At 72.6% G+C, this 14684-nt stretch carries 13 protein-coding genes; 10 read left to right on the forward strand and 3 right to left on the reverse strand.

The features are described from left to right. The first annotated feature begins 120 nt into the window (after positions 1-120). Positions 121-1389, forward strand: coding sequence for a helix-turn-helix domain-containing protein (locus tag AB0B61_RS54995; RefSeq protein WP_358449879.1), 1269 nt, complete (start codon positions 121-123; stop codon positions 1387-1389). A gap of 183 nt (positions 1390-1572) precedes the next feature. After that, positions 1573-2817 carry an FAD-dependent oxidoreductase gene (locus AB0B61_RS55000; RefSeq protein ID WP_358449880.1) on the forward strand — a complete coding sequence of 415 codons (1245 nt, stop codon included), beginning with the start codon at positions 1573-1575 and terminating at the stop codon, positions 2815-2817. 112 nt (positions 2818-2929) lie between these two features. Here AB0B61_RS55000 and AB0B61_RS55005 read toward each other — a convergent pair whose 3' ends face one another. Next, a complete protein-coding gene (locus AB0B61_RS55005) occupies positions 2930-3544 on the reverse strand; it encodes a DJ-1/PfpI family protein (protein WP_358449882.1) in 615 nt (204 codons plus the stop codon). A gap of 255 nt (positions 3545-3799) precedes the next feature. Here AB0B61_RS55005 and AB0B61_RS55010 point away from each other — a divergent pair, with 255 nt between their 5' ends. From AB0B61_RS55010 to AB0B61_RS55025, 4 genes are all read left to right on the forward strand, one after another. Next, entirely contained in the window at positions 3800-5071 is a 1272-nt protein-coding gene (locus tag AB0B61_RS55010; protein WP_358449884.1) for a multidrug effflux MFS transporter, read from the forward strand. A 357-nt stretch (positions 5072-5428) separates the two neighbouring features. Next, on the forward strand, positions 5429-5944 hold the full coding sequence (locus AB0B61_RS55015) for a (2Fe-2S)-binding protein (protein ID WP_358449948.1): 516 nt from the start codon (positions 5429-5431) through the stop codon (positions 5942-5944). Continuing rightward, a complete protein-coding gene (locus AB0B61_RS55020) occupies positions 5944-6924 on the forward strand; it encodes a xanthine dehydrogenase family protein subunit M (RefSeq protein ID WP_358449886.1) in 981 nt (326 codons plus the stop codon). The genes AB0B61_RS55015 and AB0B61_RS55020 overlap by 1 nt, the downstream gene beginning before the upstream one ends. Next, positions 6921-9104 carry a xanthine dehydrogenase family protein molybdopterin-binding subunit gene (locus tag AB0B61_RS55025; protein WP_358449888.1) on the forward strand — a complete coding sequence of 728 codons (2184 nt, stop codon included), beginning with the start codon at positions 6921-6923 and terminating at the stop codon, positions 9102-9104. The genes AB0B61_RS55020 and AB0B61_RS55025 overlap by 4 nt, the downstream gene beginning before the upstream one ends. A 28-nt stretch (positions 9105-9132) precedes the next feature. Here AB0B61_RS55025 and cobF read toward each other — a convergent pair whose 3' ends face one another. Continuing rightward, positions 9133-9897 carry a precorrin-6A synthase (deacetylating) gene (gene cobF, locus AB0B61_RS55030; RefSeq protein WP_358449890.1) on the reverse strand — a complete coding sequence of 255 codons (765 nt, stop codon included), beginning with the start codon at positions 9895-9897 and terminating at the stop codon, positions 9133-9135. A gap of 57 nt (positions 9898-9954) precedes the next feature. On the opposite strand from cobF, the gene AB0B61_RS55035 reads away from it, so the two are divergent. Genes AB0B61_RS55035 through AB0B61_RS55050 form a run of 4 tightly spaced genes read left to right on the forward strand, consistent with a single transcriptional unit; the run spans position 9955 to position 13210 of the window. Next, on the forward strand, positions 9955-10341 hold the full coding sequence (locus tag AB0B61_RS55035; protein ID WP_358449892.1) for a TIGR03618 family F420-dependent PPOX class oxidoreductase: 387 nt from the start codon (positions 9955-9957) through the stop codon (positions 10339-10341). Continuing rightward, positions 10338-11660, forward strand: a complete 1323-nt coding sequence (gene cbiE / locus AB0B61_RS55040) for a precorrin-6y C5,15-methyltransferase (decarboxylating) subunit CbiE (RefSeq protein WP_358449894.1) — start codon at positions 10338-10340, stop codon at positions 11658-11660. Before AB0B61_RS55035 ends, cbiE begins: the two co-directional genes overlap by 4 nt. 31 nt (positions 11661-11691) lie before the next feature. Next, positions 11692-12447, forward strand: coding sequence for a precorrin-4 C(11)-methyltransferase (gene cobM / locus AB0B61_RS55045; RefSeq protein ID WP_358449896.1), 756 nt, complete (start codon positions 11692-11694; stop codon positions 12445-12447). Between the two features lie 7 nt (positions 12448-12454). Next, positions 12455-13210 carry a cobalt-precorrin-6A reductase gene (locus AB0B61_RS55050; protein ID WP_358449898.1) on the forward strand — a complete coding sequence of 252 codons (756 nt, stop codon included), beginning with the start codon at positions 12455-12457 and terminating at the stop codon, positions 13208-13210. On the opposite strand, the gene AB0B61_RS55055 is transcribed toward AB0B61_RS55050, so the two are convergent. After that, complete coding sequence (locus AB0B61_RS55055) at positions 13201-14682, reverse strand: precorrin-2 C(20)-methyltransferase (RefSeq protein WP_358449900.1); 1482 nt, start codon at positions 14680-14682, stop codon at positions 13201-13203. The two genes, AB0B61_RS55050 and AB0B61_RS55055, sit on opposite strands and share 10 nt — an antisense overlap. Positions 14683-14684: the final 2 nt, after the last annotated feature.

Consider the following 14684-nt stretch of genomic DNA (forward strand, 5'->3'; position numbering starts at 1 on the left):
GATGACACGCGCCACTGACAACGCGGCCCCGGGCAGCCGGAAGGGGGGGCCCCCCCCCGGCGGGGGGCGCCCGCGCGCGCCCCCCCCCCCCCCGGCGACCAGCTCGGGGTGGCTGTGCTGGTGGCCGATTCCGCGGTCTCCTGGAGCCAGCTCGCCGGTGTGGTGTACGGGCTGGTGCTGGAGAGCCGCGAGACCGCTTCGGGACGCGGCCCGACCGACCTGTTCGCCCTGGCCGACAGCCTGGCCGACGCGATCAGCGGGGCGGTGACCATCGAGGACCGGCACTCGCGGGTGCTGGCCTACTCCCGCTCCCAGCAGGCGGGGGATCCGGCCCGGTTGGAGACGATCCTCGGCCGGCGCGTCCCGGACCGGCTACGCGAGCTGTTCCAGCAGCGGGGGGTGTTCGCCCAGCTGACGGCGACGGACGAGCCGGTGTTCGTCCCCGCCGATCCCGGGCACGGCCTGACCGGGCGGATGGCGGTGGCGGTGCGGGCCGGCTGCGAGTTGCTCGGTTCGGTCTGGGTGAGCTGCGAGCGCCCGCTGACCGGCGCCCGCCGGCGCGCGCTGGCGCACGGCGCACGCACGGTGGCGCTGCACCTGCTGCGCTCGCGGGCCAGCGCCGACCTGGAGCGGCAGGTGGAGTCCGACCTGGTCATCCGGCTGCTGGAGGGCAGCGTCGACGCGGAGACGGTGATCAGCCGGCTGGGCCTGCCGTCGCAGGCGCTGCGGGTCATCGCGATCCGCGCCCACACCGACGGCGAGGAGCCCCACGCCGCGCTGCTGCTGGCCTTCGAACAGGCCACCACCGGCTTCGGCTGGTCCAGACCCGGCCGCAGCACCCTGCTCGGCGACACGCTGTACACGATCCTGCCCGCCGAGCAGGCGGACATGGCCCGCCACTGGATCACCGCGCTGCGGGCCGAACTGCCCGCCCGGGTACGCATCGCGGCCGGAATCGGCGCGCCCGCCGCGACCGAGGAACTGCCCGCCGGCCGCCAGGAGGCCGACGAGTGCCTGGCTTTGCCCGAGACCGGCCGGCCCGGCACTGTCGCGCCCGCCTACGACGAGTCGTGGGACGAGATCTTGCTGCGGCGGCTACGCGCGGCCTCGCGCACCGGCCGTACCCCGGCCCGCGGGCCGCTGAGCACGCTGCTGCGACATGACGCCCGCCACGGCACACGCTACGTGCCCACGTTGCGGGCCTGGCTGGAGACCCAGGGCGACCCCGCTTTGGCCGCCGAACGACTGCAGGTGCATCCCAACACCGTCCGCAACCGGCTGCGCAAGATGAGCGAGGTCACTCTCCTGGACCTGGACGACCCCCGTAAACGCCTCGCCATGATCATCATGCTGGCCGCCTCCGACGCCGAGGACGACCCCCACCGATGATCTTGTACCAGGCCTGTCGCTGACGCCGACGCGGCCGGTCAACGCCGTCGAGGCGTGGCTGCCGGGCGTTGTGACGATGGCACAACGGCCGCGAAGTGATTGTCGGCCGCCCACAACGCCGCCGGCTGCCGCGCGGGCCATGCTGACTTGGACACCGGCATTCGTACCCGTTGGAGGTTGGGCATGGTCGGCAACTGGCCGCGATCGGTGATCGTGGTGGGCGCGGGCATCGTGGGCCTGTCGACCGCGTGGTTCCTGCAGGAGCGCGGGGTCGAGGTCAAGGTGGTCGACCGTGGCGGCGTGGCGGCCGGCGCATCCTGGGGCAACGCCGGATGGGTCGCCCCAGGCCTGGCCATTCCGCTGAACGAGCCCGCGGTCCTGCGCTACGGCCTGCGCTCGCTGCTGAACGCGGACGCGCCGCTGCATGTGCCGGCGAGCCTCGACGCGGGGTTGTGGGCGTTTCTGGCCCGGTTCGCCGCCAACTGCCGCTGGCGATCGTGGATGCGCGCCGTGCGCGCCAACCTGCCGCTCAACGAGGAATGCGTCGAGGCCTACGAGGTACTGGCCGCCAACGGCGTGTCCGCCCCGGTCATCGCGGCGCCGATCACCGCCGCGTTCCGCACACCACGCCATGCCGAGAGCCTGCTGCGCGAGCTGCGCCGGCTGGAAGCGGCCGGGCAGCGGGTCGACCATACCGTGCTGGACGCCCGGCGACTGGCCGAGCACGTGCCGCTCGCCGGTCAGGCGCTGGGCGTGGGGGTGCGCATCGACGGGCAGCGCTACGTCGACCCGGGCGCCTTCGTGCACGCCCTGGGCAAGGCCGTGATGAGCCGCGGCGCGACCGTGTACGCCTTCGAGGTCGACCAGGTGCGCACCGACGGCAGGAAGGTGATCGTGCGCTCGGGCAAGGGCACCGTCCTGTCGGCCGACGCGGTGGTGCTGGCCACCGGCGCGTGGCTGCCCCGCCTGGCCCGGCAGTGGGGCGTGCGCGTCCCGGTCCGGGCCGGCCGGGGCTACTCCTTCACCGTGCCGGTGGACCACCCCGTCCCTGGCCCGATCTACCTGCCCGACGTACGGGTGGCGTGCACGCCGTATCGCAACGGGCTGCGCGTGGCCGGCACCATGGAATTCCGCGACCCGGACGCCCCGCGGGTGCCCGCCCGGCTGGAGGCCATCGTCGCCTCCGCCCAGCCCCTGCTGCGCGGTGTGCACTGGGACGAACGCACGGATGTCTGGGTGGGCCCTCGCCCGATCACCCCGGACGGCCGGCCGCTCATCGGCGCGACCAAAGCCCCCGGTATCTACGTGGCCGGCGGTCACGGCATGTGGGGTCTGGCCCACGGCCCCATCACGGGGCGGCTGCTCGCCGAGCACATCACCACCGGCAAGCAGCCCACCGCCCTTGCCGACTTCGCCCCCCTGCGCTGACGGGCTTCTCCTATCCGGCCGAGCGCGCGGGCCGGCCACTGTGTCGGTCGGCCTGGCCTGAGCCGGGTGAGCCGGCCCTGGTCCTCTCCCGTCGCGGTCCTCGTGAGACCAGTCAGCGCAGCGCCGCTTCGACCGTACGCACTCTGGACATGACGCGCTGAACGATCTCCTGCTTCTCACCCACGGGCGCCGCGTACTCGATCGCGGCCCAGGCGGCGGCCTCGCCGACCGTGTGGAGGAGCGTCCACGCCGCCAGATAGACAGATGCCAGGCATCCGCCCGCGGTCGCGATCGCGCCCTCCGCGTGGAACGGCGCGTCCAGTACCGTCACTCCGCGCTCCTCGAGCCAAGGCCGCGTGACGGTGTCGGTGCAGGCAGGTCGTCCGGCGAGGAGGCCGAGGTGCGCGAGTACGAGGGCTCCGGAGCACTGCGAGCCGATCAACTGTCGCGCGGGGTCAAGGGGGAGACGCGTCAGCAGGGTGTCATCAGCCACGACATCACGGGTCTTGATGCCGCTGCCGAGGAGTACGGCGTCAGCCTCGGCGATGAAGTCCAACGGCCGCTGCCCGGTCACTTCCACGCCGTTCATCGAGGTCACGACGGGCGCTGGTGTCGTGATGAACGCGGTCACGTCTTGGCCTTGCACGCGAGCGCGATTGATCAGTCCGTACGCGATGAAGCTGTCGAGCTCGTTGAATCCGTCAAAGGTGACGACCGCGACCTGCAACCCCACTCCTCCCGCAGCTCTCCCTAACAACCTCAAATGCTACAAGTCTCACGCCGGAAAGCCCAGGTCGGGCTCCTGCTCCGCATCCCGGCACTCTGGGATCGGGTGCCGCGATCATCCTGGGGTGCTCTGCCGGTACATGTTCCAGCAGAGTCTTCCACGGCCGCTTCACCTGGGATGTCATGGGCCATCTCGGCCCGCCGATCCCTCGGCGCGGGTTTGGGTTCCATCACGACACACGGCAGGGAGACACGCATGGCTGAACCGGTTCGGACCGCACGCGAACAGGAGGCGATCGGCCGCCCCTTGGCGGTCGTCCTGTGTGTGCTGACGGTCTTCGGGCCGATCTCCATGGACCTCTATCTGCCCGTACTCCCCGCGCTCACCACCGAGCTGCGCTCCGCGACCTCGGCCGCGCAGCTGACGGTCACCGCGTGCCTGCTCGGCCTGGCTCTCGGCCAGGTCATCGCCGGACCGGCGTCCGACCGGTTCGGCCGCCGCGGTCCCCTCCTCATCGGTGTCGTCGCCTACATCCTCACCTCGGCGCTGTGCGCCCTCAGCCCGGCCATCGAGGCTCTCATCGCCGCCCGGTTCGTCCAGGGTCTGGCCGGTGGGGTGGGCATCGTGATCGCGCAGGCCGCGGGACGCGACCTGTACTCCGGCGGCAAGCTGGTGCGCTACTACGGCCGTCTGACCGTGATCGGCGGGCTCGCCGCCATCATCGGGCCGGTGATCGGCGGGCAGCTCGCCGCCGTCACCGACTGGCGGGGCATCTTCCTGTTCCTGTCCGCGATCGGCGCGGCGATCCTCATCGCCGTCCTCGTCATCTTCCGTGAGACGCTGCCGCCGCGGGAGCGCGTCGCCGGGGGGCTCACGCGGGCCGGGCGCGACTTTCGGCGGCTGATCCGCGACGGGGTGTTCCTCGGCGCCGTGCTCATCACCGGGCTCGTGAACGCCGCCCTGTTCGCCTATCTGAGCGGCGCCACGTACGTCCTGCAGGGAATCTACGGGCTCTCACCGCAGGGGTACTCGTTCGCGTTCGGTCTGAACTCCCTGGGATTCATGGTGTTCGGGTTCGTCGCCGGCCGCCTGTCCGAGCGGTGGTCGGAGAAGGGGACCTTGGTGATCGGGCTGGTGATGTGCCTGTTCGGCGCCGTCGGGCTGCTTGTCACCGCGGCGCTGCACCTGCCGCTGATCGCGGTGATCCTCTCGCTGCTGACGATGGTCAGCGGCGTGGCCGCCACGACCCCGCCGGCCACCTCCCTCGCCCTGGCGAACTACCCGGACATCGCCGGCACGGCGTCCTCGCTGCTCGGGCTGGCCCGCTTCGCGTTCGGCGGCCTCGCCGCGCCGCTCGTCGGTCTGGGGGGCGCCGACGACGCCGTTCCGCTCGGGCTCGTCACGGTCGTCTCGACCATGCTCGCCATGATCGTCTACGTCGTGTCCATCCGGCGTCGCGGCAGCACTCCGCCGCACCCCGTCACGGAAGGCTCGCAGCCGCACGACAGCATCGCCGCGCGGGCCTGAAGGGTTAGGGGTGCCCTGTCAGTACATGTCTCAGCGGGGCCTCCCTCAGGCCGTTGACCACTGGTTTCATGGAGAGACGGCCGGCGTCGCCGCCTTTTGCCGCCGGCCGTCGGGCGCGGATACGGCTACGGCCGCGGCGCCGAATCCTTGATCACGTAGCGCAACGCTGACGCGGCCACGCCTCCGGCGCACGGATGAGTGTGAACGCCGGTCCTTCGCCCACTCGAGAGGGTGCCTATGTCTTCCGAACTCCCTGACTCATATGTTCCGACCGAGGCGGAGCCCGCCTCGACGGTTTCTCGGCGTACGTTCATCGCGACAGCCACCACAGCGGTCGTCGCGAGCGAGCTGGTGAGCGTGGAGACGGCGGGCGCGGAGGCGGCGGGCGCCGCCGAGGCGCCGCTCAGCGGGCGCGTCTCGCTGACCGTCAACGGCGAGCGGCACGCGGCGGTGATCGACAATCGGACCTCGCTGCTGGACCTGCTGCGCGAGCGCTTCGGGCTGACCGGCACCAAGAAGGGGTGCGACGCTGGGGCCTGCGGCGCGTGCACGGTCCTGGTCGGCGGCCGCCGCGTCAACGCGTGCCTGACGCTGGCGGTACGGCTGGAGGGCGCGGAGGTCACCACCATCGAAGGGCTCGCCCCGGGAGAGGGCGACGAGCTGCATCCGTTGCAGGAGGCGTTCGTCGAGCAGGACGCCTTCCAGTGCGGTTACTGCACCCCGGGCCAGATCATGTCCGGCATCGGCTGCATCCGGGAAGGTCACGCCGGCTCGCCGGAGGAGATCCGGGAGTGGATGAGCGGCAACATCTGCCGCTGCGGCTGTTACGTGAAGATCGTCAGAGCGGTTGAGCAAGCGGCGCGGAGGACCTGATGCACCCCTTCTCCTACACCAAGGTCTCCGACCTCGAGGGGGCGCTTGCCGCCGGGCGGCGGGGCGGGCGCTACATCGCCGGCGGCACCACCCTGGTCGACCTGATGCGCGAGAGCGTCGAACGCCCCGGCGCGCTGGTCGACATCAGCGCCCTTCCGCTGGGTGAGGTGAGCGCCACCGCGGGCGGGGGCCTGCGCATCGGCGCGCTGGTATCGATGGCCGAGGCCGCCGCCGACCCCAAGGTGCGCGCCACCTTCCCGGTCGTGTCGCAGGCGCTGGAGCTGAGCGCCTCGGCCCAGCTGCGCAACATGGCCACCATCGGCGGCAACATCATGCAGCGCACCCGGTGCGCGTACTTCCGTGATGTGACAGCGGCGTGCAACAAGCGCGAGCCTGGCTCGGGATGCGCGGCGCTGGAGGGGTTCAACCGCGGCCACGCGATCCTCGGCGGCTCCGACCAGTGCGTGGCCACCCATCCCTCCGACGTGGCTGTGGCGTTCGCGGCGCTGGAGGCGAGCGTGCACCTGCGGGGCCCGGACGGGGAGCGCAGCGTCGCGTTCGCCGACTTCCTGCTGCGGCCGGGCGGCACCCCGGACCGGGAACAGGGCCTGCGGCCCGGCGAGCTGATCACCGCCGTGGAGCTCCCCGCCCCGCCGCGCCCGCTCAGGTCCGGCTACCTCAAGGTGCGCGACCGGCAGTCGTACGAGTTCGCGCTGACCTCGGCGGCGGTCGCGCTGCACGTCAAGGGCGGGGTGATCCGGGAGGCGAAGGTCGCCGCCGGAGGCGTGGGCACGGTGCCGTGGAAGCTGCCCGCCGTCGAACGCCACCTCATCGGCGAACGGCCGTCCGAAGCCCTGTGGACTGAGGCGGCCGAGCGCGCGGCAGAGGGAGCCCGCCCGCTCGAGCACAACGGCTTCAAGGTCGAACTGCTGAAACGCACCGTCGAACGGCAACTGCGCATCGTGGGAGGAACCGAATGAGCCGGCGAGCCGTGGGGGCGCCGCTGTCCCGGGTGGATGGACGCCTGAAAGTGACCGGGCGGGCGACCTATGCCGCCGAGCACGACGTCAAGGGCGTTGTGTACGCCGTCATCGTCGACAGCGGCATCGGGCGAGGCCGCATCACCGGCATCGACGCCCGCGCCGCCCTCGCTCACTCCGGCGTCCTGAAGGTGATCAGCCACCTCAACGCGCCCAAGCTCGCCTACCGGCCCAACGCGGGATCGAACAACCCGGCGGGCGGTGAGCGGCTACACGTCTTCCAGGACGACCGGGTGCGCTTCTTCGGCCAGCCGGTCGCCGTCGTGGTGGCCACCACGCTGGAGGCGGCGCAGCACGCGGCCCGCCTGGTCGAGGTCCGCTACGCCGCCGAGAAGCCGACGACCGGCCTGGCCGGCGACCGTGCCAACAAGCCCGTGACGTACGCGCGGGGCGACGCGGAGCAGGCCCTGCGCTCGGCGGAGGTACGGATGGAGATGACCTACCGGACCGCCCGCAACCACCACAACGCGATGGAGCCGCACGCCACCATCGCCCGCTGGAACGGCCATCGGCTCACGGTATGGGACAAGACCCAGTGGGTGAACGGCACCCAGGAAGAGCTCGCCGCTGTGTTCGGCATGCCGAAGGAGTCGGTGCGGGTCATCTCGCCGTTCGTCGGCGGCGCGTTCGGCAGCGGCCTGCGGGTCTGGCCGCACGTCACCATCGCGGCTCTGGCCGCCCGCGAGACCAGGCGCCCGGTCAAACTCGTCCTCGCCCGCAGGCAGCAGTACTTCGGTACGGGCTACCGGCCCGCCTACGTGTACAAGGTGCGGCTGGGCAGCGCCCGGCAGGGGCGCCTGCTCGCCATGACGCACGACATCAGGGCCGAGACCTCCACCTACGAGGATTACCAGGAGGGCGTCCTGCCCACAGGGCAGATGCTCTACAGCATGCCCCACGTCTCGCAGACCTACGAGCGGGTGCCGCTGGATGTGAACACCCCGCTCTACATGCGCGGCCCCGGCCACGCGACCACCTCCTACATCATCGAGTCGGCGATGGACGAACTCGCCCACGAGCTCGGCCTCGACCCGATCGAGCTGCGCCGGCGCAACGAACCCGACGACGACCCCGCGACCGGGCGGCCGTTCTCCACCCGGCGGCTGCGGGAGTGCTACACCGTCGGCGCCCGCGAATTCGGCTGGGACCGGCGCCACCCCAAGCCGCGCTCCACCCGCGACGGCGATTGGCTGATCGGCATGGGCATGGCCGCCGGCGTCTATGACACCCAGCGCGGCGCGGCCCAGGCGCGGGTCAGGCTCGACGCCCGGGGGAGCGCCCTGGTCGAAGCCGCGTCCAGCGACATGGGACCGGGCACGTACACCTCCATGACCCAGGTCGCCGCCGACGCCCTCGGCCTGGCCATACGCGCCGTGACCTTCCGGCTCGGCGACTCCATCATGCCGCCGACTCCGCCGCACGGCGGTTCCATGACCATGGCCAGTGTCGGCTCCGCCGTCCAGGACGGCTGCGACAAGCTGCGCCGCCAAGCCATCGAGCTGGCCGTCGGGGACGAGCGGTCGCCCCTGCACGGCGTCGATGCGGGCGACGTCGTGGCCGATGACGGCCGGCTGTACGTCAAGGGCGATTCCGCGCGCGGGGAGACGTACCAGCAGCTTCTTGCCCGCAACAACCGCACCCACCTCGAGACGCTCGGCTCCTTCACTCCGGGAGAGAGCCGCTTCTCGATGTACGCCTATAACGCCACGTTCGCCGAGGTCGCCGTCGACCATCGCCTCGGCCTGGTCCGCATCCGGCGGATGCTCGGCGTCTACGACGCGGGACGCATCATCAGCCCCAAGCTCGCCGACAGCCAGGCGGTCGGCGGGATGGTCGGCGGCATCGGTGCCGCCCTGCTGGAGCACACGGTCACCGACCCTCGCGACGGCCGGATCGTCAACGCCAACCTCGCCGACTACCTCGTCCCCGTCAACGCCGACGTGCCCTCCTTGCGCGCGATCTACCTCGACGGTGATGACCGCGAGGCAGATCCCATCGGCGTCAAGGGTCTGGGCGAGGTCGTGTTCACCGGCGTGGCGCCCGCCATCGCCAACGCCGTCTTCCACGCCACCGGCCGCCGCGTCCGCGAGCTGCCCATCACTGCCGAAGCGCTGCTTTGAACGTCGCGCCTCAGCGGTCCGTACGGCCTCAGCGGTCCGTGCGGGGGAGGCGGCGCAGCAGGTAGGTGTCCATGATCCAGCCCTTGCGGGCCCGGGCCTCGGCGCGAAGCTCGCGGATCCGGTCGCCGACCTCGGCCACCGGGCCGGACACCAGGATCTCGTCGGGGCTGCCCAGGTAGGCGCCCCAGTGGATGTGGAAGTCGTCGAGGCCGGCGAAGGAGCAGTGGGCGTCCAGCATGACCACGACGTCGTCGGCGGACGGGCCGTCCTCGGCCAGGCGGCGGCCGGTGGTCAGGTGTACGGGCCGGCCGACCTGGGTGAGGCTGGTGCGGTGGCGGGCGGTGAGCGCGGCCACGCTGCTGACCCCGGGGATCACCTCGTAGTCGAACGTGACGTTCCCGCGTTGGAGGATCTCCTCGACGATGGTCAGCGTGCTGTCGTACACGCCCGGGTCGCCCCACACCAGGAACGCCCCCGTCTGGCCCTCGCCCAGCTCCTCGCGGATCAGCGTCTCGCAGGCCAGCGCGCGGCGGGAGCGCCAGTCCTCGACGGCGGCGGTGTAGGCGGGGGTGGTGCGGTCGCGCTCGGGGTCGCGGGCCTCGGCGATCCGGTACGGCGCGCGGCCGTGCTGGTCGATCAGGTCCAGCCGGAGGCGTACGAGATCCTGTTTGACCTCGCCCTTGTCGACGATGAAGAACACGTCCGTGGCGGAGATGGCCTTGGCCGCCTGCAGAGTGAGATGGTCGGGATCTCCGGCGCCGATGCCGATGATGAGTAGCCGCTTCACCCGCATGAGTCTGCCAGAGGACCGGATATACGATATGCCTCCGCAATTCCCTCGAGGAGGCTCGTGAATCTGGTCGAGCAGGGCGCCGCTTTCGCCGCGTTCTGGCAGGAACGGCACCTGTGCACGCTCTCAACGGCGCGTCCCGGCGGGCCGCCGCACGCGGTGCCGGTCGGTGCGACGCTGGATCTGGAGACCGGCATCGTCCGGGTGATCACCTCGGGCACCTCGTACAAAGCCCGGCTCATCGCAGCGGACGGCGCGCTGGTCGCGCTCTGCCAGGTGGACGGCCGGCGGTGGTCGACGCTGGAGGGGCGAGCCGTGGTACGCACCGAGCCGGAGCAGGTGGCCGACGCCGAGCGCCGTTACACCGCCCGCTACAAGCCGCCCCGGCCCAACCCGGCGCGGGTGGTCGTGGAGATCCAGGTGACGCGCGTGCTGGGCAACGTGTGATCACCGTCGTCGGCATCGGCGCGGACGGCTGGGACGGCCTGTCGGAGGAGTCTCGCCACGTACTGGAAGCGGCGGAGGTGCTCATGGGCGCCTCCCGGCAACTCGACCTCGTGCCCCCGTCCGCTGCGGAGCGGGTGGTTTGGCCTTCGCCGCTGCTGCCCGCGCTGCCCGAGCTCATGGAGCGGTACGCCGATCGCCAGGTGTGCGTGCTGGCCAGTGGCGATCCGATGTTCTACGGCATCGGCTCCACCCTGGTGCGGCTGCTCGGCGCGGCCCGGATCAGGGTGCTGCCGCATCTGTCGTCGCTGTCGCTGGCCTGCGCTCGGCTGGGCTGGCCGGTCGAGCAGGTGGACGTGGTCAGCCTGGTGGGCCGCCCCCTGGCCGCGCTGAACGCGGCGATCCTTCCCGGGCGGCGGGTCCTGGTGCTCGGCGCCGGTCGGGACGCCCCGGCTCTGGTGGCGGGGTCGCTGGTTGGGCTCGGGTACGGCCCGAGCCCGATGACGGTCTTGGCGGACCTGGGCGCGGCGTCGGAGTCGGCCCGGGCGGGAACGGCCGCGACGTGGGCGGACAGCGAGCCGTCCGGGTCGGGACAGACGCCGCCTGGGGCGGAAGGGGCGCCGTCCGGGCTGGAAGAGGCGCCGTCTGGAGCGGGACAGGTGCCGTCTGGGTCGGGGCAGGGCCGGAACGTGTCGTCGGTGTTGCAGGTGATCGCGGTCGAGTGCGTCGCCGGACCCGGCGCCGAGCCGTTCGCTCGTGTGCCCGGACTGCCGGACACGGCGTTCGAGCATGACGGGCAGCTCACCAAGCGCGAGGTCCGGGCCGTCAGCCTGTCACGGCTGGCGCCGCTGCCCGGGGAACTGCTGTGGGACGTGGGCGCGGGCGCGGGCAGCATCGCCGTCGAATGGCTGCGCGCCCACCCGTCGAACGCCGCCGTGGCGGTCGAGAGCAGGGCCGATCGTGTCGCCGCCATCCGTCGCAACGCCGACCGGCTCGGGGTTCCCGCCCTGCGCGTCGTGGAGGGGCGAGCGCCGGCGGCGCTGGAGGGCCTGCCCGCACCGGACGCGGTGTTCGTCGGCGGCGGCGCCACCGCGCCCGGAATGCTGGAGACCTGCTGGGCGGCGCTGCGCCCCGGCGGCAGGCTCGTGGTGAACGCCGTGACCTTGGAGTCGGAGTCCGTCGTCGCCGGATGGTACGCCCGGCTGGGCGGCGATCTGGTGCGCCTGGCCGTGCAGCGAGCCGCGCCCGTCGGCGGGTTCACCGGCTGGCGCGCCGCGATGCCGGTGACCGTGTGGTCGATCACCAGAAAGGACGTGCCGTGACCGTGGGGCCCATCGCCAGGGAGGACGTGCCGTGACCGTGTACTTCATCGGGGCGGGTCCTGGTGCCGCGGATCTGATCACGCTGCGCGGGCTGCGGCGGCTGGAGTCGTCGCCGGTCTGCCTGTACGCGGGCTCGCTCGTACCCCGCGAACTGCTGGAGTCCTGCCCGGCGGGCGCCAGGCTGGTGGACACCGCGAACCTGACGCTCGACGAGATCGTCGCGGAGCTGGTCGCCGCCCACGCCGAGGGCGTGGACGTGGCGCGGCTGCACTCGGGGGACCCGTCGGTGTTCAGCGCGGTGGCCGAGCAGATGCGCAGGCTGGACGGGCTCGGCGTGCCGTACGAGGTGGTGCCGGGCGTTCCGGCGTTCGCGGCGGCGGCTGCCGCGCTGGGCAGGGAGCTGACCGTGCCCGGTGTCGGCCAGACGGTCATCCTGACCCGTACGTCGGCGCGGGCCACGCCGATGCCCGACGGCGAGGACCTGACCACGCTGGGCGCCAGCCGGGCCACGATGGTGCTGCACCTGGCCGTACAGCGGATCGACGCGGTGGTGGCGGAGCTGCTGCCCTCCTACGGGCCGGACTGCCCCGTGGCGGTGGTGGCGCGGGCGAGCCGGGCCGATGAGGTCGTTCTGCGCGGCACGCTGAGGGACATCGCCGGGCAGGTCCACGAGGCGGGCATCCGCCGCACCGCGGTGATCGTCGTCGGCCGGGTGCTGTCGGCGACACAGTTTCCCGACAGTCACCTGTACAGCGCGGAACGGGAGCGATCATGCGACGAGACCTGATCGCGGCATGAGACGGGTCCTGATCCTGGGTGGTACGGCGGAGGCGCGGGCGCTGGCCGCCGAACTGGCCGACGTCCCGAGCATGCACGTGGTGTCGTCGCTGGCCGGGCGGGTGACGAACCCGAGGCTGCCGGTCGGCGAGGTGCGCGCGGGCGGGTTCGGCGGGCCGGACGGGCTGGCCACGTGGCTGGCCGCCGAGCGGATCGACGCCGTGGTGGACGCCACGCATCCGTTCGCGGCGCGCATGACGGCTTCGGCGGCCGAGGCGTCGGCACGCACGGGCGTGCCGCTCCTCGTCCTGCGCCGACCGGGCTGGCCGCAGGGGCCGGACGACACCTGGCAGCGCGTCGACTCCCTGGAGGCCGCCGCCACCCGCCTGGCCGTCGCCATGCCGACCGAACCGACCGAGCCGGTGCGGGTGTTTCTCACCACCGGGCGCCGGAGTCTGCCCGTCTTCACCGGGCTGGCCGGGGTGTGGCTGCTGGCCAGGTCCGTCGATCCGCCCGAACCGCCGCTCCCGCCCAACGTACGCGTGCTGCTCGACCGTGGCCCCTACACGGTCGAGGGCGAGCGGGCCCTCATCCGCGAGCACCGTCTGGAGGTGCTGGTCACCAAGGACAGCGGCGGTCAGCTGACCGCCGCCAAGCTCGTCGCGGCCCGCCAGCTCGGGCTGCCGGTGATCATGGTGGACCGGCCGCCGCTGCCGACAGGTGTCCGCCTGGTGGAGAGCGTGAACGACGCGGCGCTCTGGGCTCAGGGGTAGCGGCGCGGGGTGTAGACGACGCCGCGAGCGGTGACCCGGGTCGTCGAGGAGCCGACGATCAGCAGGCAGCGCATGTCCACCTGAGCCGGGTCGAGCTCGCCGAGCGTGGTGACGGTGACGCTCTCCCGCTCGCCGCCGACGTCGCGGCCGATCACCACGGGAGTGGCGGCGTCGCGATGCTCCAGCAGCAGGTCACGCGCGGCGGCGAGCTGCCAGGTACGGCTGCGCGAGGCCGGGTTGTACAGCGCCAGCACCAGGTCGGCCTTGGCCGCCGCGGTCAGCCGGTCGGCCACCACGTCCCACGGTTTGAGCAGGTCCGACAGCGACAGTACGCAGTAGTCGTGGCCGAGCGGCGCGCCCGCCCTGCTGGCCACCGCCTGCGCGGCCGTCAGGCCGGGCACGATCCGTACCGGCACGTCGGGGAACCCGGCCGCCGCCTCCTCCAGCACCGCGCTGGCCATGGCGAACACCCCGGGATCGCCGGAGGACACCACGGCCACCCGCGCCCCCGCCGCGGCCAGCTCCAGCGCGTGCCTGGCGCGTTCGGCCTCGACCCGGTTGTCGGTGCGGTGGCGGCGCTGGCGCGGGTTGGGCGCGACCCGGTCCACGTACGGGCCGTAGCCGACCAGGTCGGTGGCCGCGGCGAGGGCCTCCTGCGCCTCCGGCGTGAGCCACGGCCGCCCGGCCGGGCCGAGGCCGATGACGGCAACCTCGCCGCGCCCCTCGGTCGACGAGGGCTCGGGTACGAAGGTGTGCTCGGCCGGGCTGGCGAGCAGGGCCAGCGAGAAGTACGGAACGCCGTCGGCGTCCACGTCCTTGAGCGGCGCGACGCGTTCGGCGCCCATGGTGGCGCGCTCGACGTACCAGGCGTCGTCCAGCCGCCCGGCCTCGGCCAGGGCGTCGCGGACCTTCTCGAACGTCCTGCCCAGCTTCAGCACCGCCGCCGAGTCGGTGCCGCGCAGCCGCTCGGCCAGCACTTCGGCGGGCAGCGTGCCGGGCAGTACGGTCAGCACCTCGTCCCGCTCCACCAGCGGTCGCCCGAGCACGGCGGAGGCGGCGCTGACCGAGGTCACGCCCGGCACCACCTCGGTCGGATAGCGGTGGGCCAGCCGCTTGTGCATGTGCATGTAGGAGCCGTAGAACAGCGGGTCGCCCTCGCTCAGCACGACCACGGTCCGGCCCGCGTCCAGGTGGGCGGCCAGCCGTTCGGCGCAGTCGGCGTAGAAGTCGTCCAGCGCGCCCTGGTAGCCGCCGGGGTGGTCGGTGGTCTCCGTGGTCAGCGGGTACAGCAGCAGCTCCTCGATCTGCCCCTCCCGCAGGTACGGCAGCGCGATCGAGCGGGCGATGCTGCGGCCGTGCCTGGCGGCGTGGTAGGCGATCACGTCCGCCTCGCCGATCAGCCGGGCCGTCTTGACCGTGACCAGCTCCGGGTCTCCCGGGCCCAGTCCGACCCCGTACAGTCGTCCCGTCATCG

Source organism: Nonomuraea sp. NPDC049158 (genome assembly GCF_040648335.1).
Taxonomy (GTDB): Bacteria; Actinomycetota; Actinomycetes; order Streptosporangiales; family Streptosporangiaceae; genus Nonomuraea.